Annotated in this window: 21 protein-coding genes; 13 read left to right on the forward strand and 8 right to left on the reverse strand. The window is 55.0% G+C overall.

The window, feature by feature from the left end:
• Window positions 1-273 precede the first annotated feature (273 nt).
• Window positions 274-615 (reverse strand): hypothetical protein, encoded by a 342-nt coding sequence (locus tag AAGR22_RS02830; RefSeq protein ID WP_345830158.1) that lies wholly within the window; start codon window positions 613-615, stop codon window positions 274-276.
• An 856-nt stretch (window positions 616-1,471) separates the two neighbouring features.
• Window positions 1,472-3,406: a Cache 3/Cache 2 fusion domain-containing protein gene (locus tag AAGR22_RS02835; protein WP_345830160.1), complete on the reverse strand. Its 1,935-nt coding sequence runs from the start codon at window positions 3,404-3,406 to the stop codon at window positions 1,472-1,474.
• Between the two features lie 176 nt (window positions 3,407-3,582).
• Here AAGR22_RS02835 and yjfP point away from each other — a divergent pair, with 176 nt between their 5' ends.
• From yjfP to rplI, 5 genes are all read left to right on the forward strand, one after another.
• Window positions 3,583-4,332 carry an esterase gene (gene yjfP, locus AAGR22_RS02840; protein ID WP_067704136.1) on the forward strand — a complete coding sequence of 250 codons (750 nt, stop codon included), beginning with the start codon at window positions 3,583-3,585 and terminating at the stop codon, window positions 4,330-4,332.
• 286 nt (window positions 4,333-4,618) lie between these two features.
• A complete protein-coding gene (gene rpsF, locus AAGR22_RS02845; RefSeq protein ID WP_067704133.1) occupies window positions 4,619-5,014 on the forward strand; it encodes a 30S ribosomal protein S6 in 396 nt (131 codons plus the stop codon).
• A 6-nt stretch (window positions 5,015-5,020) separates the two neighbouring features.
• Window positions 5,021-5,338: a primosomal replication protein N gene (gene priB / locus AAGR22_RS02850; RefSeq protein WP_067704130.1), complete on the forward strand. Its 318-nt coding sequence runs from the start codon at window positions 5,021-5,023 to the stop codon at window positions 5,336-5,338.
• Window positions 5,339-5,342: 4 nt separating this feature from the next.
• The gene (gene rpsR, locus AAGR22_RS02855; protein WP_002210155.1) at window positions 5,343-5,570 is read left to right on the forward strand and encodes a 30S ribosomal protein S18; all 228 of its coding nucleotides are present in this window, start codon (window positions 5,343-5,345) and stop codon (window positions 5,568-5,570) included.
• Window positions 5,571-5,608: 38 nt separating this feature from the next.
• Window positions 5,609-6,061 carry a 50S ribosomal protein L9 gene (gene rplI, locus AAGR22_RS02860; RefSeq protein ID WP_067704128.1) on the forward strand — a complete coding sequence of 151 codons (453 nt, stop codon included), beginning with the start codon at window positions 5,609-5,611 and terminating at the stop codon, window positions 6,059-6,061.
• A 72-nt stretch (window positions 6,062-6,133) separates the two neighbouring features.
• Here the strand turns inward: rplI and AAGR22_RS02865 are convergent, their stop codons facing one another.
• Window positions 6,134-6,694 (reverse strand): LysM-like peptidoglycan-binding domain-containing protein, encoded by a 561-nt coding sequence (locus AAGR22_RS02865; protein WP_067704126.1) that lies wholly within the window; start codon window positions 6,692-6,694, stop codon window positions 6,134-6,136.
• A 299-nt stretch (window positions 6,695-6,993) separates the two neighbouring features.
• Between AAGR22_RS02865 and fklB the strand changes: the two genes are divergently transcribed.
• Entirely contained in the window at window positions 6,994-7,614 is a 621-nt protein-coding gene (fklB, locus tag AAGR22_RS02870; RefSeq protein ID WP_067704123.1) for an FKBP-type peptidyl-prolyl cis-trans isomerase, read from the forward strand.
• Window positions 7,615-7,844: 230 nt separating this feature from the next.
• Entirely contained in the window at window positions 7,845-8,087 is a 243-nt protein-coding gene (locus AAGR22_RS02875; protein WP_345830166.1) for a hypothetical protein, read from the forward strand.
• Between the two features lie 119 nt (window positions 8,088-8,206).
• On the opposite strand, the gene AAGR22_RS02880 is transcribed toward AAGR22_RS02875, so the two are convergent.
• Window positions 8,207-10,147 carry a bifunctional 2',3'-cyclic-nucleotide 2'-phosphodiesterase/3'-nucleotidase gene (locus tag AAGR22_RS02880; RefSeq protein WP_345830168.1) on the reverse strand — a complete coding sequence of 647 codons (1,941 nt, stop codon included), beginning with the start codon at window positions 10,145-10,147 and terminating at the stop codon, window positions 8,207-8,209.
• A gap of 246 nt (window positions 10,148-10,393) precedes the next feature.
• On the opposite strand from AAGR22_RS02880, the gene cysQ reads away from it, so the two are divergent.
• Entirely contained in the window at window positions 10,394-11,134 is a 741-nt protein-coding gene (gene cysQ / locus AAGR22_RS02885; RefSeq protein WP_067704115.1) for a 3'(2'),5'-bisphosphate nucleotidase CysQ, read from the forward strand.
• 88 nt (window positions 11,135-11,222) lie between these two features.
• Here cysQ and AAGR22_RS02890 read toward each other — a convergent pair whose 3' ends face one another.
• Window positions 11,223-11,780, reverse strand: coding sequence for a YtfJ family protein (locus AAGR22_RS02890; RefSeq protein WP_345830170.1), 558 nt, complete (start codon window positions 11,778-11,780; stop codon window positions 11,223-11,225).
• Window positions 11,781-12,092: 312 nt separating this feature from the next.
• Between AAGR22_RS02890 and AAGR22_RS02895 the strand changes: the two genes are divergently transcribed.
• Entirely contained in the window at window positions 12,093-12,299 is a 207-nt protein-coding gene (locus AAGR22_RS02895) for a DUF1107 domain-containing protein (RefSeq protein WP_067704109.1), read from the forward strand.
• 89 nt (window positions 12,300-12,388) lie between these two features.
• Here the strand turns inward: AAGR22_RS02895 and AAGR22_RS02900 are convergent, their stop codons facing one another.
• Entirely contained in the window at window positions 12,389-13,714 is a 1,326-nt protein-coding gene (locus AAGR22_RS02900) for a hemolysin family protein (protein WP_067704106.1), read from the reverse strand.
• A gap of 585 nt (window positions 13,715-14,299) precedes the next feature.
• Between AAGR22_RS02900 and AAGR22_RS02905 the strand changes: the two genes are divergently transcribed.
• The 3 genes from AAGR22_RS02905 to AAGR22_RS02915 are packed head-to-tail and all read left to right on the forward strand — an operon-like array spanning window position 14,300 to window position 20,138.
• The gene (locus AAGR22_RS02905; protein ID WP_345831537.1) at window positions 14,300-16,015 is read left to right on the forward strand and encodes an autotransporter assembly complex family protein; all 1,716 of its coding nucleotides are present in this window, start codon (window positions 14,300-14,302) and stop codon (window positions 16,013-16,015) included.
• Complete coding sequence (locus tag AAGR22_RS02910; protein WP_345830174.1) at window positions 16,012-19,782, forward strand: translocation/assembly module TamB domain-containing protein; 3,771 nt, start codon at window positions 16,012-16,014, stop codon at window positions 19,780-19,782. Before AAGR22_RS02905 ends, AAGR22_RS02910 begins: the two co-directional genes overlap by 4 nt.
• A gap of 2 nt (window positions 19,783-19,784) precedes the next feature.
• A complete protein-coding gene (locus AAGR22_RS02915; protein ID WP_067704098.1) occupies window positions 19,785-20,138 on the forward strand; it encodes a gamma-glutamylcyclotransferase in 354 nt (117 codons plus the stop codon).
• Window positions 20,139-20,196: 58 nt separating this feature from the next.
• Here AAGR22_RS02915 and ppa read toward each other — a convergent pair whose 3' ends face one another.
• Window positions 20,197-20,727 carry an inorganic diphosphatase gene (ppa, locus tag AAGR22_RS02920; protein WP_345830176.1) on the reverse strand — a complete coding sequence of 177 codons (531 nt, stop codon included), beginning with the start codon at window positions 20,725-20,727 and terminating at the stop codon, window positions 20,197-20,199.
• Window positions 20,728-21,402: 675 nt separating this feature from the next.
• Here ppa and AAGR22_RS02925 point away from each other — a divergent pair.
• Window positions 21,403-22,965, forward strand: coding sequence for a methyl-accepting chemotaxis protein (locus tag AAGR22_RS02925; RefSeq protein ID WP_067704094.1), 1,563 nt, complete (start codon window positions 21,403-21,405; stop codon window positions 22,963-22,965).
• Between the two features lie 234 nt (window positions 22,966-23,199).
• On the opposite strand, the gene fbp is transcribed toward AAGR22_RS02925, so the two are convergent.
• Window positions 23,200-24,198 carry a class 1 fructose-bisphosphatase gene (fbp, locus tag AAGR22_RS02930; protein ID WP_067704091.1) on the reverse strand — a complete coding sequence of 333 codons (999 nt, stop codon included), beginning with the start codon at window positions 24,196-24,198 and terminating at the stop codon, window positions 23,200-23,202.
• Window positions 24,199-24,349 lie beyond the last annotated feature (151 nt).

Genomic DNA, 24,349 nt, shown 5'->3' on the forward strand with positions numbered 1-24,349 from the left:
AATCCCAGCGTTTGCCGGGCGTCCTCACGCCAGGCTTTGCCTGGTGCCTTTGGCTCCGACTCAAGGCCGGACGGCCCGGTCGCGAGCGGGCGTCCTGCCCGCCGCTCCCTGAGTGCAGCATCCCTGCTGCCCTCGCCTGGCCCTCCGTCTGCGCCGCAGCGCTGCGGAATGCCCGTCAATCGCAGGGATTGTCCACCTCTCGGGCTTCGCAGTTGCTTCAAGTTAAGCCCAGTAAATGCGCGGGCTTCTGCGCTGCTTTTAGTGAAACTGCTTTTATCCACAGCCAGCACAAAGCAAAAGGAGCAAACCAGTGGGGTCCGGTGACAGGCAATCCGACACCCTGCCTGTTGGCAGGCCGGTCGTGCAGGCGGCAATACCTGCGATACCGGTGGACAATCCCAGCGTTTGCCGGGCGTCGCAGCTACAGGCTTTGCCTGGTGCCTTTGGCTCCGACTCAAGGCCGGACGGCCCGGTCGCGAGCGGGCGTCCTGCCCGCCGCTCCCTGAGTGCAGCATCCCTGCTGCCCTCGCCTGGCCCTCCGTCTGCGCCGCAGCGCTGCGGATTGCCCGTCAACCGCAGGGATTGTCCACCTCTCGGGCTTCGGAGTTGCTTCAAGTTAAGCCCAGTAAATGCGCGGGCTTCTGCGCTGCTTTTAGTGAAACTGCTTTTATCCACTGCCAGCACAATGCAAAGGGAGCAGACGGGTGGGGCCCGGTGACAGGCAATCCGACACCCTGCCTGTTGGCAGGCCGATCGTGCAGGCTGTGATATCTGCGATACCGGTGGATAATCCCAGCGTTTGCCGGGCGTCCTCACGCCAGGCTTTGCCTGGTGCCTTTGGCTCCGACGCCAGGCCGGACGGCCCGGTCGCGAGCGGGCGTCCTGCCCGCCGCTCCCTGAGTGCAGCATCCCTGCTGCCCTCGCCTGGCCCTCCGTCTGCGCCGCAGCGCTGCGGATTGCCCGTCAATCGCAGGGATTGTCCACCTCTCGGGCTTCTAAGTTGCCTTTACCCACAGCCAGCACTATGCAAAAGGACCACACGTAGGCGATACCCCGGACCTATGCAGTGCAAGGCACACTGACAGGCGAAGGCATTAAGTCTTTAGCGCATGGATTTTCTTATTTGCATCATTATTTCCGCTTTCAGGCCAGGCGATGATTTCACTGGAATATTCGGAACCGCTCTTACCCGCAGCCAGCACAATGCAAAAGGAGCAGGCGGGTGGGGCCCGGTGACAGGCATTCCGCAGCGCTGAGCGCAGGGAGGAAGACCCGGATGGGCCAGCAGGGATGCTGGCCCAAGGGCATGCCGGGACAGGGATGTCCCGTCATGCCCGGTCCGAAAGGTCGACGAGCGGAGCGAAGGTACCGCGCCACGCGCGGCGCGAGGACCGCCAGGCACCGGGCCCCACTCGTTGGCGACCACACGGGCGGGCCTGTGCAGCACCGGGCCCCCCAGCAGCCAGTCAGACTACGTCCTTATGGTAAACACGCTGACTAAATTGTTCAGAGCATGCCCCTTACGACTCAAATCCTGAGTTGTTTGCCCGGAAGTGGTCACCAAATCGCTATTCTGCTGCGTTGCCTGCCCAATCTGATTCATGGCCAGATTCACCTGACCTATCCCCAGCGCCTGCTCCCTGGACGCGACGTCAATCTCACCCATCAGCACATTAACCTGGCCAATGCGATCGATAATCTCCTCCATCGCCCCACGGGTCTGTTCAGATAGCGCGTGCCCCTGAACTATTTTATTCAGAGAGCTATCAATAAGGCCGTCAATCTCTTTTGCCGCCTGCGCGCTGCGCTGGGCCAGCGCCCGGACCTCCGCGGCAACTACGGCAAAACCCTTACCGTGCTCACCGGCGCGGGCCGCTTCAACGGCTGCATTCAGCGCCAGAATATTGGTCTGGAAAGCAATAGACTCAATGACGTGGGTTATCGCGGCAATGCTCTGCGACGCGCTGTTAATCTCAGTCATGGTCACCACCGAACGCGAAACGGTATCGCCCCCCTTACTGATGACATGCGTGGTTTCGCCCACCAGCGTCAGCGCCTGCGACACGTTAGCGGAGTTTTGCGCCACGGTAGCACTCAGCTGCTCCAGACTGGCCGAGGTCTCCTCGACGCTGCTGGCCTGGCGTGAAATCTGTTCGCTAATATTTTCGCCGCTAACGGCGATAGCATCGCTGCTGGTACTGATCTCCTGCGCCGCCTCACGCACCTGGGATACAATGCGATCCAGCCCGTCACCGATGCCGTTAATGGCGTTAATCAGCTGCCCTACCTCATCATCGCGGTGTGTCTCCAGCGTAGCCCGCAGATTGCCCGCCGCATAGTGGCGCGCCAGATCAATAACCTGCTTTAGCGGCTTGCTGAGCCAGCGACGGGTAATAAGCAAAAAGCACAGGGTAAACAGCATCACCAGCGTCGCACCAATCAGTAAAAACAGATTACGGGTGTGATCGATGGGGGCCAGCATCAGGCTCTTATCCACCTCGCCAATGATGACCCAGTTCCAGCCCGGCAGCCTCTGCCAGGTTATCATCCGCATTTTCCCATCCTCAGAGGTGAACTCTGCACTGCCGCTGGTCTGGCTTAGCAGCTGTTTTTGTAGTGCCTCACTCCACGCCGGGCGTTGGCCTTCCAGCGTGGGGTGAAAGAGAAACTGGCCCTGACTTTTCCCTTCGGCACTGTTCAAAACGTAGAAATGCCCACTTTCCCCCAATTTTTTATCCAGTACCTTATTGCGCATCAGCGCAAAGGGTTTGGTGATCTCCACCCCGACGAAAAGTATGCCGATGACCATGCCACCGCTGTCTGTGACGGGCTGATACTGCGTAATATAGCGTTTACCGAACAGGATGCTGACGCCTTCATAGGATCCCCCCTGTAGCGCCCGCTTCCAGGCCGGGCTGCTGTGGTCGAGCCGTGTACCTATGGCACGTTCGCCATCTTCCTTACGCAGCGAAGTGGAAATGCGCAGGAAATCGTCACCCGTACGAACAAAAATCGTAGAAATGGCCCCGGTTCGCTGCTGAAAGTCATCAACCAGCCCCTGGTCCAGATTCAACGTCTTTACGCCGGCCCGCAGAGTTGGAGCCTGTTCGCTGCCAATGGTTACCCGCTGATTTTCATCCCGCGAAAAGCGCTTTGGCAGAAAGTTTCGAAACAGGGCGCTGTAGTTAGCGACCTCTTCAGTCAGCGTTCCTTTAAACATGGTCGCCATATCTCCCATGCCGCTCACCTGGTTTTCCATATTCTCTAACGTCAGATTCTCTATTTGACGGGAAGCGTTATGCGTCAGGGAAAGCGTCAGGGCAAGAAAAAGTAGGGTGACGGTGAGTGATGCCATTACTGATAATTTTGCGCCAAGGCTCCAGCGGCGCAATGAAAAAAGGATCATGGTTTAGCCTGTTGATGTATAAGGGGGTTACAACGGTTAACGGCAAACCTTAATCAATATTTAATATTTATTATTTAAGGGTATGAGCAGGCATACTGACTGAATCACTTTCTTCTCACCGCGACGCCAGGGGCGTTTTGCGCCTGTGGAGCCGTCTTAAGGTAACGGGATAGCTTATGATTGAACTCAGTACTGACACCTTCGCCGGCATCGACTGCCTGCATGCGACCCCCTCAGGCCAGCAGAAGCAGCCGTTACCCACCGTGATTTTTTATCATGGCTTTACCTCTTCCAAAGAGGTGTACGCGTACTTTGCCGTCGCGCTGGCGCAGGCGGGTTTTCGCGTAGTGATGCCCGATGCCTGTCAACACGGCGCGCGTTATGATGGCGACGCGCAGGCGCGGCTGGGCCATTTTTGGGATATTTTGAAAACGAACATTGATGAACTGCCCGCGCTGGAAACGGCGCTGCGCGAACAGGGGCTGATTGAAAAAGATCGCTTTGCCGTGGCGGGAGCGTCAATGGGCGGAATGACGGCGATCGGTGCCATGACGCGCTACCCGCATCTCTCCTGCGTCGCCTGCCTGATGGGGTCGGGCTATTTTATGTCACTGTCTCACCATCTGTTTCCCCCGCTGGTGGCCGATACCGAGTGGCAGAAAAGCGAAGTTGAGGCGCGAATGGCCCCGCTGGCCGCCTGTGATGTCAGCCACCAGTTAGAAAAAGTCGCCGACAGACCGCTGCTGGTATGGCACGGTGATGCTGACGATCTGGTGCCTGTTGCTGAAAGCGTCAGGCTGGCCAGCGCGCTGCGCGAAGCAAAAACAGACTGTCATCTGACATTTATTATTGAGCAGGGCGTCGGTCATCGCATCACGCCACTGGCACTGACGGAGACGGTGGCATTTTTCCGTAGTCATTTGTAAGTTACACGGGGTTGCCGCATCCATGGAGGGGGGCATTCGCCGGCGACCGACGCCTTTTTTATCGCCTCACCGCAGGTAATTTAACCGCTGCTGGCCTTTATCCTACGAAAACTCCCCCGCCCCTGAAAATAAGTGGCGTCCGCAGCGACTTTGCCTTGAGTTTTTCGCGGGCCGCCAGTATGATTACGCGTCAATTTTTCGGCCGCACACACATACACGTTCCTTGCTTCCATGGGCCGCGGCTGACCCTGACAGGAGGCTGAATAATCCGTAAGGAGCAAATTCGATGCGTCATTACGAAATCGTATTTATGGTTCACCCTGACCAAAGCGAACAGGTTCCTGGCATGATCGAGCGTTACACCGGTGCTATCACTGGTGCAGAAGGCACGATCCACCGTCTGGAAGACTGGGGCCGTCGTCAGCTGGCTTATCCGATCAACAAACTGCATAAAGCTCACTACGTTCTGCTGAACGTGGAAGCGCCGCAGGAAGCGATCGATGAGCTGGAAACTAACTTCCGCTTCAACGACGCCGTTATCCGCAGCATGGTTATGCGCGTTAAGCACGCGGTAACTGAAGCTTCTCCGATGGTTAAAGCGAAAGACGAGCGCCGCGAGCGTCGTGAAGATTTTGCTAACGAAACCTCTGATGATGCTGATGCTGGGGATTCTGAAGAGTAATTAACCATGACGGCTAATCAGCTGACGCTGTCTGGCACCGTGTGCAAGACGCCGATGCGAAAAGTCAGCCCGTCAGGTATTCCACACTGCCAGTTCGTGCTTGAGCACCGTTCAGAGCAGGTGGAAGCCGGTTTTACCCGGCAAGCCTGGTGTCGTATGCCGGTGGTAATCAGCGGCAAAGCCCATCAGGCCATTACTCAAAGTATAACGGTCGGTACGCATATCACCGTTTCAGGTTTCATTAGCTGCCATCAAGGGCGTAATGGACTGAACAAAACGGTGCTGCATGCCGAGCAGATTGAATTGATAGATTCTGGAGACTAGCCTAATGGCACGTTATTTCCGTCGTCGCAAGTTCTGCCGTTTCACCGCGGAAGGCGTTGTAGAGATTGATTACAAAGATATCGCTACGCTGAAAAACTACATTACCGAAAGTGGTAAAATTGTCCCGAGCCGTATCACCGGTACTCGCGCAAAATACCAGCGTCAGCTGGCTCGCTGCATCAAGCGTGCTCGCTACCTGTCCCTGTTGCCATATACCGATCGTCATCAGTAATCGGCAATCGTCTATAACGACTTTAAGAGGATAAGGTAATGCAAGTTATTCTGCTTGATAAAGTAGCAAACCTGGGCACCCTGGGCGATCAGGTTAATGTTAAAGCGGGCTACGCTCGTAACTTCCTGGTTCCACAGGGCAAAGCTGTTCCTGCGACTAAGAAAAACGTAGAGTTTTTCGAAGCTCGCCGCGCAGAACTGGAAGCCAAAATGGCTGACGTTCTGACCGCAGCTAATGCACGCGCTGAGAAAATCAACGCACTGGGCACCGTTACCCTCGCGTCTAAAGCAGGCGACGAAGGTAAACTGTTTGGTTCTGTGGGTGCTCGCGACATCGCTGACGCTGTTACTGCAGCTGGCGTTGAAGTGAACAAGAGCGAAGTTCGCCTGCCGAACGGCGTTCTGCGTACCACTGGCGACCACGAAGTGCATTTCGCTGTTCACAGCGAAGTTGTCGCTAAACTGGTTGTTAACATCGTTGCTCAAGCCTGATTGGTTTAAGTAGCGAATAAAAACGCCGGCCCTGTGCCGGCGTTTTTTTTGCCTTTTATTCAGCCGACCAGACTACTGTGCGCGCAGAAATGTGCCGTCCGGCTGGCGGGTAAACAGCACCTGTCCGCTGCTGCCGTCGACGGTCAGCCCGGTGATCACGCCCTGCGTATTCAGCCGAATCTTCACCGTTTGCCCTGTCTGTAGGTTACTCAGCGGCTTATCGTTTCCTTCCACCTGCGCCATCGCGAATACGTCGTTAACCGGCAGATTATTATCGCGGAAAAGCTGCGCCAGCGTCTGGCCTGAAGCAATCTGATAGTTGCGCCACTGCCCCTGTGAGTCTGGCGAGGCGACCGGTTGCTGGGCAGCAGGGGAGCTTTGGGCTGGCCTGTCTGTGATTTCTGCCTGTAGCGGCAGATCGGTGCCGCCTGTACTGCCGGTATTAACCGGACGCTGCTGTGGCTCCGGCGTGGGGGATGGCCAAAGAAACGCCAGCAGCACCACCGCGATGACAACAATAATGCCGCGGCGATGGAAGGGAGGGAGCGGATCCATCCAGCGTACGGAATCCGGCAGATGCCACAGCTGGCTGAAAAAATGGGGTAATCGTGTTCCTGAAGACGCTTTCGGCATGGCGTCGGCCTCCTGGCGCGAATGTCGCGCAAATAGTGAGCTTCTGGCTATCCGGTTGACAAGACCGTTTAGTGAAAGCGGCTGGCTTTTCCCTTGCCTGCGGGCAGAATAACCCATGTTAACCTCGACTCAAATATAGCTGATAACGCGTTGTGCGTGCGGAGTTTATTCCGTCATTGGGATCAAAGCATTGTTTCCTTTTCAACGGCAAAAGTCACCTTAAGAAGATGGGGTTTTACGGCGGTAGTACTGGCTGTTATGCTTCGTCTTCTGTTTTATCAATGATGAAAGGAAATTCCATGACAACCCCTTCTTTTGACAGCGTAGAAGCGCAAGCAAGCTACGGTATTGGTTTACAGGTTGGCCAGCAGCTGCTGGAGTCCGGACTACAGGGCCTGCAGCCAGAAGCCCTGCTGGCTGGTCTGCGCGACGCGCTGGAAGGGAATGCCCCGGCTGTACCTGTTGATGTTGTTCATCGTGCGCTACGTGAAGTTCATGAACGTGCCGATGCCGTTCGGACTGAACGTCAGCAGGCGATGGCGGCTGAGGGTCAAAAATTCCTCGAAGAAAATGCTCAGCGTGAAGGGGTAAGTACCACCGAATCTGGCCTGCAATTCAGCGTGCTGACCCAGGGTGAAGGCGCGATCCCTTCCCGTCAGGATCGCGTCCGTGTGCACTACACCGGTAAGCTGATTGATGGCACCGTATTTGACAGCTCCGTACAGCGCGGCGAGCCGGCTGAGTTCCCGGTCAGCGGCGTTATTCCCGGCTGGATCGAAGCGCTTACGCTGATGCCGGTTGGTTCTAAATGGCAGCTGGTTATCCCACAGAACCTGGCCTACGGCGAACGCGGCGCGGGTGCAACCATCCCGCCACTCAGTACGCTGGTGTTTGAAGTGGAACTGTTAGAAATTCTGTAATCCACGTATTTTATCCAGTCGATAATAGAAAAAGAGAGAATGATCATCTCATCCTCTCTTTTTTATCGCCTTAAAATGGGTTTACTCTGGCCATTTTCTTTAGATAATATTCTATTTACCATCGAGCGTACTCCTTGTCGCTTATATACGATTGACTCATTAACGTTGCTGTAGTTATTATCCCTCCTGCCCCAATGGTTGGGGATTATAAATATTATGGAAGATAAATAATGCGTGAACTAAATAAAAATGAAGTCTCTGCCGTATCCGGTGGTCTGATCTTTGATCGTATTGGCGAAGCGCTGGGTAAAGCTATTGGCTCCGCAGTCAGTTCAGCTGTGACCGATGCCGCAGGTATGCTGGGTAAGGGTATTGGCTATATTTTTGAGCTGAATGTGATCGGTGCGATACAAAATATGAGTCAGGGTATTCGCGGTATCGTAGACTGGGCTAAGGGAAAAACCGAAAACTAAGTTAATTACTGCCCAAATAAAAGCCAGCCCTTATAGATTAATTGGGGCTGGCTTTCATTTATCTCTTTATCCGTCCGTACAGGACGTTTCATTTTATCGGAATTATTCGATACCCCGCACTATTTTTGCAAATTAATTTGATAGATAGCAAAGCCAGTTTCGTCCGTTCCTTTTAACTCAACAGGATACTGGGCGCGTTGATGAATAAACTGCCTGGCCTTTTCATCGGGTGATGTCTCAAAACGAATATCTAAGGGCGTTGAACTCTTAATCGTAGCCAGCTTCCAGTTATTATCCGCCTGGGGTTTAACTTCTCCCTGCGCGTTAGTTTGCGCGCGGATCCAGGCGGCGAGCACGCTACGGTTTTCATCCGGTGATGCAAAGGCGATATGTGACTCACCCGTACCGGCAAATTTCCCGCTGTAGGCCCGATAGTTATTGGTCGCCACCAGGAAAGTGGCCTTAGGATCGACAGGCTTGCCCTGCCAGGTCAGATGCTGAATGCGCGAGGCTTTCTCATTAATCAGCTGGCACTCGGCGTCATAACGGGCAGGCTGGGTAACGTCGATGCGGTAGTCCACTCCGTCAATCACATCAAAATTATAGGTGCGGAAATTCCAGTTGATCAGCGACTGTGGCTGGCTGCTGTGTATGTCAATCTGGTTAAACTGGCCTGCTGAGCACTCCAGCCACTCTTTTACCTCTGCGCCACTCACTTTCATTACTACCAGCGTATTGGGGTAAAGATAGAGATCGGCGGCATTACGAAAGGTCAGTTCACCCTTCTCTACGGTGACATAGCTGCTGGGATCGTTTTTACGCCCACCCGCTTTAAAGGGGGCTGCTGCCGACAGCACCGGCAGGTTGGCCAGATCCGGGTCGCCCTGGATAAAGTGCTGCACATAATCGCGCTGAGCGTTATTAACGATCTGGACGGTCGGGTCATCCTGCACCAGCGACAGGTAGCTGTACATCACATCGGCTGATTTACCCACCGGTTTGCCAACGAAAGCGCGGGTGGCCTTATGATCCTCCTCCAGCACCTTCACCAGCGACGTATCTTCAGCCGCCAGGGATGTCTTTGAGGCATTGTCATATACCGGGCGTGCTTCAGCTTTTGCTTCGCTAACCTGCCAGCGGCCCGTATCGTTGTTTAACACCAGATCCACGACGCCGAGATGATCGCCCCACATGCCGGGCATCACGGCCGGAATACCATTCAGCGTACCTTTGCTGATATCAGCCCCCTTGATGGTCGCGAAATCTTTTCCGGGGAAGACGGCGTGAGCGTGTCCAAAAAGGATGGCATTAATACCGGGCACCTGGCTCAGATAGTAGGCGGAGTTTTCTGCCATTGCTTTGTAAGGATCGCCGGACAGGCCGGAGTGGGGGATGGCGACAATGATATCAGCGCCCTGCGCACGCATGATGGGCACCCATTTCCTGGCCGTTTCGGTAATATCATCCACTTTAACTTTGCCGCTAAGATTGGTTTTATCCCACACCATAATCTGTGGCGGGACAAAGCCAATGTAGCCGACTTTCAACGGGTGGGATTTCCCTTCCCGATCGGTCACCTGTATCTCTTTGATAAGCCAGGGCGTGAACAGGGGCTTACCGGTTTTGAGATCGATAATATTGGCGTTGATATAGGGGAACCGGGCGCCGTCGATCGCTTTATGAAGATAATCGAGTCCATAGTTAAATTCATGGTTACCCAGGTTACCCACGGTATAATCCAGCTGGTTCATCGCTTTATATACCGGGTGCACCTCCCCCTGTTTTAGCCCTCTGGCGGCAATATAGTCGCCCAGCGGGCTACCCTGGATAATGTCACCGTTATCAACCAGTACGCTATTGGTCGCCTCTTTTCGGGCGGCCTCAATGAGCGTCGCGGTACGGACCAGGCCAAATTTTTCAGTTGGCGTATCTTTGTAGTAATCAAAATCCATCATATTGCTGTGCAGATCGGTCGTCTCCAGCAGGCGGAAATCTACCGTTGCCGCATGGATAGTGGTGCTGACCAGCAGTGCTGCCAGCGTCAGGCAGGGTTTTATCATCGTTCTCTCCTTGTTTATCGCCGATACCCTCTGTTTTTCGGCTATCAACATCTCAGCTTTTAAAAGGAATGTTACCTGGTGTCTCACAGATATGTGATCTCACACAAATATTTACGTCTTATGACAGTGCGGTAATCGGATTTTATTTGTCTTAAGGGAGGGAACGACCACAAACCGCAGGTTCTGAGATGAATAATAAAGTATGCTTTTGATACCGGAAATAAGACGCAAATCAAGAGGTGAAGCATGTTAGAGAAAATTTGCCAGCTGTCGCGGGAAGCGGGAGACGCCATTATGCGGGTCTATGATGGGCAGGCACCGCTTGATATTTCTCATAAGCAGGACGACTCGCCGGTGACGGCTGCGGATATCGCCGCACACCGGGTGATCCTCGCCGGGCTTTCAGCATTATCACCGGAGATCCCGGTACTCTCTGAGGAAGATCCTCCAGCCTGGGATGTCCGTCAGGCCTGGCAGCGCTACTGGCTGGTTGATCCGCTGGATGGGACGAAAGAGTTCATCAAGCGCAACGGCGAATTCACCGTAAACATCGCCCTTATTGAGAACGGCAGGCCGGTTATGGGCGTGGTGTATGCGCCAGTGCTGGGCGTGATGTACTCGGCAGCAGAGGGGAAAGCCTGGAAGGAAGAGGGCGGTCACCGGGAGCAGATTCAGGTGCGCGAGGCGCGGCCGCCGCTGGTCGTTGTCAGCCGTTCGCACAGCGATACCGAACTTGAGGACTATTTGAGCCAGCTGGGCGAGCACCAGACCATCGCCATTGGCTCGTCGCTTAAGTTTTGCCTGGTGGCAGAAGGGAAAGCACAGCTTTACCCCCGCTTTGGGCCGACAAATATCTGGGATACGGGGGCGGGGCATGCCGTCGCGGTAGCTGCCGGGGCGCATGTCCATGACTGGCAGGGCCGTACGCTGGATTATGCCCCACGCGAATCTTTTCTCAATCCCGGCTTTCGCGTATCAATATTCTGACCGCCTGCGCGGGGCGGCTTGCCTGTTGTCCGGACTGGCAAGCCGCGACGCTTCATTTGCCCGACTGTTCGGATAGCTGACCCTCTGGCTATCCGACTAAACGACGCACCAGCGCGAGCACCTGTTTCACCTCATCCTGCGTCAGTGCGCCATCCTTTGCAAAGCGCACTTTCCCCTCTTTATCCAGCACGATAATGGCTGACCCCCCATCCTGCAGCTGCCAGGCTTTTTTTGCCACGCCCTGGTCGTCAACGATGAACTGCGACCAGGGATACTGTTTTTTATTGTTTTCGATGCTGCTGCTGACGAACATGCCGGTACCGGGAATAGCATCATCAGTATTCACCAGGGTGGTGGTCTGGTAGCGATCGTGCGGCAGTCCTGCGGCCTTCACCGCTTCTATCAGTGCCGCATTCTTTTCTTTGGCAGATGAACGCCCTGCAATGTGCTGAATGATGCGCACTTTCCCCACCAGGTGGGCGCTGTTCCATTTCGCGTAGCTAAATCTGTCCTGCTGGTAGACAAGTTCACCCTTATCCGCAATACCGATGGGTGATACGCGCTCTCCCAGGACAAAATCATGCGCGCCTGCCTGCACGGCGAACAGTAAAGCAATGGGAATCAAAAACGCGCGAATGGGCGACATAGAGGCTCCTGGGATCTGATCCGACCAGATGGTCATGTTATTGCAATAGTAAACGGAGATGATGCTTATGTCGCATTGGTATAACATCTTTGCAACACACTGCACAAATCCGTGCGCTTTGAAGGTTTATACTCTTTGCCCGCGTTGATATGACAGAGCGTACTGTCAGGATATGTAATAACAGTAAGAAAGTTTGATTTTAGGAATTCAGGAAGACGATCCTGGTCTATAGTAAATCCACTTTTCGCTGCAAAGCTTCGTACCAAGCCTGGACACGACGCAGCGAGCATCATTTTCAGGAGTTGAACCACAATGAAGATCTTTCAGCGATATAACCCGCTGCAGGTTGCTAAATACGTTAAAATTCTCTTTCGTGGCAGGCTGTATATAAAAGACGTAGGCGCTTTCGAGTTCGATAAGGGGAAAATTCTTCTCCCGCGTATCAAAGACAAACAGCACTACAGCGTGATGTCAGAAGTGAACCGTCAGGTCCTGCGTATGCAGACAGAATTTAACTAATCCTCCATCCGCCTGCGCGGGGGGAAAAAGTAAGGCGCGAATTTCGCGCCTTACTTGTTTCTGCCAGACCTGAATTTCCAACAGACTGATTATTCTTCGACAGCGTCAGGCAGTACCGGAGCCGTCGGTGGGCGCGCAACGATGCGCGTAACCAGCAGCTGATCGATGCGATAGCTGTCGATATCGACCACTTCAAACTTGTAGCCGTGAAACTTAACGAAATCGGTGCGTTTGGGGATTTTACGCAGCATAAACATCATAAAGCCGCCGATGGTTTCATAGTTGCCAGACTGAGGAAACTCATCAATATCCAGTACGCGCATGACGTCATCTATCGGCGTACCGCCCTCGACCAGCCATGAGTTTTCATCGCGGGCAACAATTTGCTCTTCCATTCCCTGACCGACCAGATCGCCCATCAGCGTGGTCATCACGTCATTAAGGGTAATGATCCCCACCACCAGCGCATACTCATTCATGATCACCGCAAAGTCTTCGCCGGCGGTTTTAAAACTTTCCAGCGCTTCCGATAGCGTCAGGGTATCCGGCACGATGAGCGCAGAGCGGATCTGTACGCCGCTGTTAAGCGCCATGCTCTGGTGCCCCAGTACGCGCAGCAGCAGCTCTTTAGAGTCCACATAGCCTACGATATGGTCGATATCCTGATTACATACGAGGAACTTGGAGTGGGGATGGTTGGCGATTTTTTTCTTCAGGCTCTCTTCGTCTTCGTGCAGATCAAACCACACCACATTTTCACGCGAGGTCATCGACGAGGGAACGGTGCGTGACTCCAGTTCGAATACGTTTTCAATCAGTTCATGTTCCTGCTTACGCAGCACGCCCGCCAGCGCACCGGCTTCCACCACCGCGTAAATATCGTCAGAGGTGATGTCGTCTTTACGCACCAGCGGGATTTTAAACAGGCGAAAAATAATGTTGGCTCCGCCGTTAAAAAACCACACCAGCGGGCGGAAAATAAACAGGCACAGCCGCATTGGGTTGATGATTTTGAGGGCAATGACCTCGGGGGCAATCATGCCCAAACGCTTAGGGAACAGATCGGCAAACAGAATAAACAGGCTGGTCACCAGGGTGAAGGAGCACACAAAGCTCAGCTGCTCGGCGCGCTCGGGGCTGACAATGCGCAGAAAAAGCGAGCGAAAGGCCGGAGAAAAGGCCGAGTCACCGACGATACCGCCGAGGATAGCGACCGCATTCAACCCAATCTGCACCACGGTAAAGAACATCCCCGGGGTTTCCTGCATTTTTAGCACATGCTGGGCATTCACATTGCCGTCGTTAGCCAGCAGTTTCAGTTTGATTTTGCGTGCCGCCGCCAGCGAGATTTCTGAAAGAGAGAAAAATGAACTGACCGCAATCAGCAGTAAGATGACAAGCAAGCTGTCTAACATAGAACATCCATAATATGGCACGATTCAGTAGCAATCAGAGTGAAGCGCCTGAAACCTGGCCTTGGGTTAATCACCTGTCATTTTTGGCCTGGGCAGCGCATAAGGATCTGCGAACGTGAGATCCCGTTCAGTCAGGGTCGGCTGTCCGTGCCAAAAATGTCTGCACCGGGTAATAACGCCGGGGCAGAATTGTATCGACGGTCCGCATTGCGGTCCGTGCTGGGGATTATAGCCGTGGTGGCGAGTGCTTACAATTGCGGCGCTCGACAGACCCGCTTTCGTCCCTGCCGCGATCGCGTACGGCGAGCTTTACGAAGTGAGCGCTTCTTTGGTGAGCATCTCCCTTCCATAGCCGTCCGATTTACATTCAATCACGATCATATGTTGTATCATGTCAATTCTTTACGCACAATAAGTCAAAATTTTAGCTTTATCGGTTAAATAAGGGTGAAATCAGGCAAAACTTTGCCATGATTAACACCACCCTGAACATCAGGACGAGTTACCAGAAGACGTCATGCCCATCTGGACCAGGGGACGGCTATAAAACCAGGAGTAAGCGTGCCACGAATTCATCTTTACTGCATGATCTGTCTGATCGCTGCCGCACCCGCTGTAGAGGCAGCGACCGTGCGATTGCAGGTGACAGGGTTATCCGGGGAATTACAGAAAAACGTGCGGGCGAGGCTTTCGACCATCTCCAGCGATGAAATCTCCGCCGATGGGCGTTTTCGCGCGCGCGTAAGCGAGGCGGTCAAAGAGGGCCTGAAGGCGCTGGGCTACTATGAGCCTACCATCGAGTTTAGCCTGCTCCCGCCCCCGGCAGGCGGTAAAAGACCGCTGCTGGTGGCCAACGTCAAGCCGGGTAAGCCCGTTAAGCTGGCGGGCGAAACGGTCATTATTCGCGGTGAAGGCCGCACCGACGCTGACTATCAGGCTCTGGTGCAGGGCGCCAAAAGCAAAATTGGCAGCGTGCTCAATCACGGTGAATACGACAAATTCAAAAGCTCGCTCAGCAATATGGCCCTGCGCAAAGGGTACTTCGACGGCGACTTTACCAAAAGCCAGCTTGGCGTGTCGGTCGATCGTCACGAGGCGTTCTGGGATATTGATTATGACAGCGGCCAGCGGTATCGCTTTGGCAGCGTCAGCTTTGAAGGCTCACAGATCCGGGAAGAGTACCTGCAGAATCTGGTGCCCTTTAAGAAAGGCGACTACTACAGCTCGCGCGATCTGGCCGAACTGAACCGCAGACTTTCTGCTACCGGCTGGTTTAACTCGGTCGTGGTAGCACCTGTATTCGACAAATCCCGTAAGACCAAAGTACTGCCGCTGCAGGGCGTGGTCACCCCGCGGACCGAAAATACCATTGAAACCGGCGTGGGCTATTCTACCGACGTGGGCCCGCGCGTTAAGGCGACGTGGAAAAGGCCCTGGGTTAACTCTTACGGCCATAGCTTTACCACCAGCGCAAACATCTCCGCACCCGAACAGCAGCTGGATTTCAGCTACAAGATCCCGCTGCTGAAAAGCCCGATCGAACAGTATTACCTGTTGCAGGGCGGACTCAAGCGTACCGATCTGAATGACACCAAAGCAGACTCCTCGACCCTTGCGGCATCGCGCTACTGGGAGTCTTCCTCCGGCTGGCAGCGGGCCATAAACCTGCGCTGGAGCCTGGATCACTTTACCCAGGGTAACGTCACCAATACCACCATGCTTATCTACCCCGGCGTGAGCATCAACCGTACCCGTTCGCGCGGCGGGCTGATGCCGGTCTGGGGCGATTCCCAGCGCTACTCCCTGGACGTCTCCGATACCACCTGGGGTTCGGATGTTGATTTCGCCGTGGTGCAGGCGCAGAACGTCTGGATCCGCACCCTGGGAGAAAAAAACCGCTTCGTCGTGCGTGGCAACCTTGGCTGGATTGAAACCAGCGATTTTGAGCGTGTTCCGCCCGATCTGCGCTTTTTTGCCGGGGGCGATCGCAGCATCCGTGGATACAAATATAAAGGCATCTCCCCGCGCGATGACGACGGTAAGCTGACCGGTGCCTCAAAGCTGGCAACCGGATCGCTGGAGTATCAGTACAACGTCACCGGCAAGTGGTGGGGCGCGGTGTTTATTGATTCCGGTGAAGCGGTAAACGACATCAAACAGAGTAACGTAAAAACGGGCGCGGGCTTTGGCGTGCGCTGGCAGTCACCGGTGGGGCCAATCAAGCTGGATATCGCCCGCCCGGTGGGTGATGACGAAGATCGTGACATACAGTTTTATATCGGACTGGGGCCTGAACTATGAGTCGCTGGAAAAAGGTCCTGATCGGCATTCTGATTTTCATTATGCTGCTGCTGGGCACAATCGCCTTCCTGGTGGGCACTACAACCGGCCTGCATCTGGTGCTGAACGGCGCATCGCGCTGGGTGCCGGGATTGCAGATTAAACAGATCGACGGCGGCTGGCGAAACCTGACCCTCAAAGGCGTGCAGTATCAGATGCCGGGCGTGACGGTTAACGCCGGGGAGTTTCACCTGGCCTTGCAGCTGGGCTGTCTGAGGCACAGCGCATTCTGCGTTAACGACTTCTCCCTGAAAGACGTTAACGTGGCGGTTGATAGCAAAAAAATGACCCCCGCAGCAGAGACGCAGGATAAAGATACGTCGACGGGCGATCTGAGTACGCCTTACCCGATTACGCTTCGCCGCCTGGCGCTGCACAATATCACCGTTAAGGTGGATGATACGGCAATTTCACTGGCCGACTTCACCTCGGGTATGCACTGGCAGCAGCGGGCACTGACCCTGATGCCGACCCATATTCAGGGGCTGCTGATTGCGCTGCCTAAGGCTGCGCAGGTGGCCGATAAGCAGGTGGTTCAGCCAAAGGTACAGCAGCCGAAAGCGGATGAGCAGCCGCTGGGTGAGACGCTAAAGGCGATGTTTGCTAAGCCTCTGCTGCCGGAGTTGCCCGACTTCAAAATGCCTCTGGACGTCGACGTACAGCAGCTGCTGGGCGAACAGCTGCGTATTACTGGCGATACCGACATTGCCATTAACCGCCTGCTGGTGAAGGCCAAAACCCAGGATCGCCAGCTACAGCTGGAGACGCTGGCGGTGGATTCGCCTCAGGGACGCCTCAACGCACAGGGAGAGGCTACGCTGGCGGGTAACTGGCCGGTCAGCTTCACGCTCAACAGCGCGCTGAATTTTGATCCGGTCAAAGGTGAGAAGATCAAAATGACCGTCAGCGGCGGCCTGCGCGAGCAGCTAAACCTGGCGCTCAACCTTTCCGGCCCGCTGCGGGCGCAGCTGGATGCCGGTGCCAGGCTGGCCGAGGCCGGGCTGCCTCTGTCGCTTGCGCTACAAAGCGCGCAGCTGCGCTGGCCGCTGAACGGGGAAACCCAGTACCAGGCGGATAACCTGAACTTCAGCTTTAAGGGTAAGGCGACGGATTACGTGATGTCGCTCAGGACCGCCCTGAAAGGGCAGGGCATTCCCCCCGCGACGCTCACCCTGAACGGCAAAGGCGACGTTGAACACTTCTCGCTGGACAAGCTCAGGCTGGCGGCGCTGGAGGGTAATACCGATCTGACGGCGCTGGTGGACTGGAGCAAAGCTATCAGCTGGCGCAGTGAGCTGACGCTCTCCGGGATTAATACTGCGAAGCAGTATCCGGACTGGCCGGCGAAGCTGGAAGGGAAAATCACCACCCGTGGCAGCCTCTATGGCGGCAGCTGGCAGGTGCGCGTGCCTGAGCTGAAGCTGCGCGGCAACGTGAAGCAGAATGCGGTGACCGCCGACGGCTCCCTGTATGGCAACAGCTACAACCAGTGGGATATACCCGGCCTGAAGCTGGTGTTGGGGCGTAATAATCTTGATGTTAAGGGTTCTCTTGGCGACAAGCTGGCGCTGGATGCCAATATAGATGCCGCACACCTCGATAACGCGCTTCCCGGTCTGGGCGGCGTGGTGAAAGGGACGATTAAAGCGCGTGGCGATCTGAAGGCGCCGCAGCTGCTGGCCGACGTGACTGCCGCCGGGCTGCGCTGGCAGGCGCTGAGTATTGCCCGGGCGACGCTAAAAGGCGACGTTAGCTCAGGGGATGAGATTAAAGGTAAGCTGGCGCTGCGCGTCGAGCGGATCAAACAGGATGCGCTCAACCTCTCTCTGGTTACGCTGGATGCCAGCGGCGATGAGAAGCAGCATCAGCTGAAGCTTAATATCAGCGGGCAGCCGGTTTCCGGACAGCTGGCGCTAAACGGCAGTTTTGATCGTCAGTCACAGCGCTGGACCGGGACGCTGAATAATACGCGCTTCGATACGCCGGTAGGGGAATGGCGCCTGACCCGCGCCATCGCACTGGATTATCTGAACGCGAAGCAGACGGTGAGCATTGGGCCGCACTGCTGGCAAAATCCGAATGCGCAGATCTGCGTCCCGCAAACCATTGAGGCAGGTCCATCCGGCCATGCCAAAGTGGTGCTTAACCGCTTCGATCTGGCGATGGCGAAACCCTTCCTCGGCGAAGAGACCGCACTCAGCGGCGTATTCACCGGTGATGCCGACGTCACCTGGAAAGCTGACGGCGGTCTGCCACAGGGGCGCGTGACGCTGAAAGGTAACGGGGTGAAGGTGGTGCAGGACGTGCAGGGCAATAAACTGCCCATTGCGTTCGACCAGCTAAACCTTAACGCCGGGCTGCACGACGGTCGTGCTCAGCTCGACTGGCTGATCCGCATCGCGAACAACGGCCAGCTTAACGGCAACGTGCAGATTGCCGACCCGCAGGGTAAGCGCACCCTCTCCGGCAACGTTAATATTGCCAGCCTGTCGCTGGCGATGCTGAATCCGGCACTGATGAAGGGTGAGAAGGTCGCGGGCCTGCTTAACAGCAACCTGCGACTGGGCGGAAACCTGCAACAGCCCCAGGTATATGGTCAGCTGGGCTTGAAGGACGTTGATGTACAGGGCAGCTTTATGCCGGTCGAACTGACCTCAGCCAGCCTGAACATGGTCTTTAACGGCATGAGCTCAACGCTGGAAGGGCTGATTAAGACCTCCCACGGACAGATTGCGCTTAACGGTGATGCCGACTGGCGGCAGCTGGACGCCTGGCGTGCACGCGTGGCGGCGAAGGGCGAAAAGGTCCGGGTTACCGTGCCGCCGATGGTGCGGATGGATGTCTCTCCGGATCTGGTATTTGAAGCGACGCCGCAGATGTTCAATCTTGACGGGCGCGTGGATATTCCCTGGGCGCGTATCACCGTGCAGGAGGTTCCCGAAAGTGCGGTAGGCGTATCATCAGACGAAGTGCTGCTGGATAAAGACCTGAAGCCGGTGGCCCCGAAAACCGCGGCGATCCCGATTAACAGTAATCTGGTTATTCACGTCGGAGATGACGTGCGGCTCAGCGCATTCGGCCTGAAGGCCAGCCTGAACGGTGACCTGAAGCTGGTACAGGATAAGCGCGGTCTGGGGTTGAACGGTCAGATCAATATTCCATCCGGCCGTTTTCACGCCTATGGACAGGATCTTATCGTGCGTAAGGGCGAGCTACAGTTTGCCGGACCGCCGGATCAGCCTTATCTGAACATCGAGGCAATCCGTAATCCGGAGGCCACGGAAGACGACGTGACCGCAGGCGTTCGCGTAACCGGGCTGGCAGATGAGCCGAAGGCCGAAGTCTTCGCTGACCCCACCATGTCACAGCAGGAAGCGCTCTCTTATCTGCTTCGCGGACAGGGACTGGATGCGAGCGGTAGCGATAGCAGTGCAATAACCTCAGCGCTGGTAGGATTGGGGCTTGCACAAAGTGGTCAGGTTGTGGGTAAAATCGGGGAGACCTTCGGCGTGAGTAATCTGGCGCTGGATACGGCTGGCGTCGGTGACAGTCAGCAGGTCCAGGTTAGCGGCTATGTACTGCCGGGTCTGCAGGTAAAATACGGTGTTGGCATATTTGATTCACTGGCGACGCTAACCCTGCGTTATCGCCTGATGCCTAAACTCTATTTGGAAGCGGTGTCTGGTATCGATCAGGCGCTGGATTTACTTTATCAGTTTGAGTTTTAGCAATGCGAATAATTGTCTACGGCAGCTTAAGACGTAAGCAAGGTAACAGTCACTGGATGACTAACGGCCAGTGGCTGGGCGATCACCAGATTAGCGGCTATGCGCTATACAATCTTGGGCACTACCCCGGCGTAGTGGTGGGAGAGGGTCAGGTGTACTGCGAAGTCTACCGCATTGATGCCTCCACGCTGGGCGAGCTGGATGCGCTACGCACCCAGGGGGGAGAGTATAAGCGGGCGCTGGTGCAGACGCCTTACGGCAGCGCCTGGCTGTACGTCTATCAGCGATCGGTGATGGGAAAACAGCGTATCGACAGCGGTGACTGGCTGCTGCGCGATGCGCAAGGGCAGGCCTGATGGGCTGATAAACAAAAACACCGCTCAGTGAGCGGTGTTTTTTTTGCCCTGAAGAGGATTACTTCTTCGCGGCGCGTTCGAAAGAGGTGATGATTTCAGCTTTTGCTGCTGCTGCATTATCCCAGCCTTCAACTTTAACCCACTTGCCTTTTTCCAGGGCTTTATACTGCTCGAAGAAGTGGGTGATCTGCGCACGCAGCAGCTCAGGAAGGTCGTTCACATCTTTGATGTGATCGTACTCTTTGGTCAGCTTGGTGTGCGGGACAGCAACCAGTTTGGCATCTTCGCCAGACTCGTCGGTCATTTTCAGGACGCCCACGGGACGGCAGCGGATCACTGAGCCAGGCTGCAATGGATGCGGCGTTGGCACCAGCACGTCAACCGGGTCGCCGTCCAGAGACAAGGTGTGGTTGATGTAACCGTAGTTGCACGGGTAGAACATGGCGGTAGACATGAAGCGGTCAACAAACAGCGCGCCGGAGTCTTTATCAACTTCGTATTTGATTGGATCGGCGTTCGCCGGGATCTCAATAACCACATAAATATCTTCTGGCAGATCTTTACCTGCTGGAACCAGGTTCAAACTCATGGTCAATTCCTTCATTCAGTCTTAAATCATGTGTCGCTCATTATAGCCAACTGAATATGAAAGTATCCCCCCTTTTTGGCCTTTCAGAATGCTCCAGTTATGGCGTGATACGTTGGCTGACGTCAGGCAAAGGGTGGGCCAGTAAAGGGCTGCCTGAATGGCTGCCGGGTCAGGTGATAACGCCGCATGCAAATCGCGTGCACTAAGTGTTGCCGCAGCGCCAGATGCGGCATATAGCCTGTGCCGACCTCACACCTCTTTGTCTGAACGAAAGAGCGCGAGAGTGCGTGATTTTGCTTAAAATCAAAGTTCATTTTTACTGTTATATAGGCGGATTTTTGGTGGGATTAACTGCTTAACAGGTTTAGGTCTGTATGAAATCACTGTGAAATTGCGTCAGGAGTGAAGATTTATTCGGCTATCGGCATGTACGGCATTCTGCGCTTACGCGCCGTCATCACCGTTGAAAATCCCTGAATCCCCTGTTAATTAACTACTTATAACGAATGGATGCCTCCTCTCTCTTCAGCGGGGGAAAAAGTGATCCCTGTCAAAGCTGACGCTCTGTTTACGTCTCCTTTCATCATCTTTTCTAAAGAATGACCCTTCGGCTGCCGATACCTTAATCTCTTTTTGGCTTTCAGGCATACCGTCTAATTAAAGGTCATTCAAACCATGCTAAGAAAAATTTCAATACGCACCGGCCTGATCGTGCTTCTCGCCCTGATGACGCTAATGCTGCTTAGCGTTAGCGTGATGGGTATTTTTGCCATTAATAAAGGGAATCGTTCGCTTGATGTGGTTAACCGCATTCAGGGAGTGGAACTTAACAGCCTGTTTCTGGCTAATAACAGCCTGCTGCGCGCCAGAGCGAGCGCCGCGCTGGCGACCCGGAAAATGGAAATCGGTATGTTAGACGAATCCAGTGCCATCACCCTGCTGGTAAAAAATAATGTTGCTAACTCGCACGTTGAAATAAAGCGTTTCGTCGACGCCGGGACCGTCACCACTCACGGTAAGGCGCTGGCGGACGCCCTGATTGCCCGCTATAACCAGTATCTGAGCGAAGGGATCGTCCCGATGCAGCAAGCCCTGGAGAAACAGGATCCTGACGGCTATTACACCCTGCTTGAGGAGAAGCTGGGCTCGCTAAATATTGCCTTTGCTAAAGCGGTGGACGATTTCAGTCTCTATGCCAACCAGGTCACCCAGGCTCAGCTGATGGAGGCGAAAAAAAATGAACGCATCCTCACCGTGCTGATCCTGTTCTGCGGCGTATTGACGATCATTCTGCTGGCGGCGGCCTGGATGCTGCTACGCGCTATCCTGCTCAGACCGCTGAATACCGCCATTGCGCATCTTGAGTTTGTGGCTGCGGGTGACCTGACCCGCAGGCTACCTGAAAGCGGGGAGAATGAGCTGGGACGTCTGAATGCGGCCCTGACGGCGATGCAGTCTTCGCTCCAGCTTTCGGTCAGCCGCGTACGGGATGCCAGCCTGCAAATTGACGTGGGCAGCCGCGAACTGGCCTCTGGCAACCTGAATCTCTCACAGCGTACCGAAGAGTCTGCCGCATCGCTGGAGCAGACCGCCGCCAGCATGGAGCAGCTGACCGCCACGGTGAAGCTCAATGCCGACAATGCCAGCCAGGCGCATCAGCTGGCACGCTCAGTCTCAGACAGCGCCGATCGCGGTAGCGAGGTCGTTAGCTACGTGATGGAGAAGATGCAGCAGATTACCCACAGTTCAAAGCGTATCGGCGATATTCTTGGGGTGATCGACGATATCGCCTTCCAGACGAATATTCTGGCGCTGAATGCGGCCGTAGAGGCGGCGCGGGCTGGCGAGCAGGGGCGGGGGTTTGCGGTGGTAGCCGGAGAAGTTCGCAACCTGGCGCAGCGCAGCGCGACCTCCGCCACGGAGATCCGCTCGCTGATTACTGAATCTCAGAGCCGCGTCAGTGAAGGGGCGCAGATGGCGACCAGAGCGGGGGAAACCATGGACGAGATAGCCACGGAGGTGATGCGCGTCACGGAGCTGATGAAAGAGATCTCCAGCGCGTCGCAGGAGCAGAGTCGTGGAATTGAACAGGTTAATCTGGCAGTGACGCAGATGGATGAAGTCGCCCAGCAGAACGCGGCTCTGGTAGAGCAGGCGACGGCGGCAACGCAGTCACTCGAAGAGCAGTCACAGCAGCTGGTTCAGTCGATGGCGGCATTCCGGGTGAGTCCGGCCTGATGTTACCCCGTTATCCTCTTTAGCCACGGTGGTAAAATCCCGCCAGCGGACAGCGGCGGGCGATAACCACGGAATAAAAAAACAGGGCGATCGTAAGATCGCCCTGTTTTTGACAGCTTTCGGCTGCAATGGCCAGGTTTACTGACGCATTCTCATCTGGCTTATGTCACCAGGTTTACTGACGCATTATCCGCTGACTGCAACCGCCGGAATTGCTGGCGTTAGGCCAGGTGCTCAGGCGTCAGGATACTCGCGCAGGAAGCGTTCGGTGTCTTCAACCATATCGGTATTGCCGACAAAGAACGGCGAGCGCTGGTGCAGGGTTTCCGGCACCAGGTCCAGAATACGCTGTGCGCCATCGCTGGCTTTACCACCGGCCTGCTCGGCAAGGAACGCCATCGGATTACACTCATACAGCAGCCGCAGCTTACCTTTCGGGTGGCTGGCGGTGCTCGGATAGAGGTAAATACCGCCTTTCAGCAGGTTACGATGGAAGTCTGCAACCAGTGATCCAATATAGCGGGAGGTATATGGACGATGGGTGGGCTGATCTTCTTCCTGACAGAACTTCAGGTATTTTTTCACGCCTTTCGGGAAACGAATATAGTTTCCTTCGTTGATCGAATAGGTATAACCCTTTTCCGGGAACGCCATTTTTTCCGCACTGAGGCAGAACACACCCAGTGAGGGATCGTAGGTAAAGGCATGTACGCCACAGCCGGTGGTGTAGACCAGCATGGTAGAAGAACCATACACCACGTAGCCAGCCGCAACCTGCTGACTACCGGGCTGCAGGAAGTCCTCTTCCGTCACCGGCGTACCTGGCGGGGTAATGCGGCGATAGATTGAGAAAATCGTACCGACCGAAACGTTAACGTCAATATTCGACGAGCCGTCCAGCGGGTCCATCAGAACGACGTATTTACCGTTCTCGACGCCTTCAAAGATGACAATCTCGTCTTCTTCTTCCGAAGCAATACCGGCCACAATGCCGCGCGCCTTCAGGGCCGCTTTGAGTTTTTCATTGGCAAACAGATCGAGCTTCATCTGCTGTTCGCCCTGAATATTTTCGGCACCGCTGGCGCCCAGAATATCGACCAGTCCGGCTTTATTGATATCGCGGTGAATGATTTTTGCGCCCAGCTTGATGGCGGAAATCAGTGCCGTCAGTTCACCTGTGGCGTGAGGAAAGTCGTGTTGCTTCTCGACGATGAATTCGCCTAACGTTTTCATAACACAATCCCTGAATCTGCGGTTGAGCAGCAGCCTGATTTACAAACTGCCAACGTATGCGTACGCAGTTTAGCCGAATGAAGACGAAAGAACATAGGGCAAATCCGTTTATTCCGTACGGTGAGGGCGTTACACTGTGCGCCGAACTTTC

This window comes from Erwinia sp. HDF1-3R (genome assembly GCF_039621855.1).
Lineage (GTDB): Bacteria > Pseudomonadota > Gammaproteobacteria > Enterobacterales > Enterobacteriaceae > Erwinia.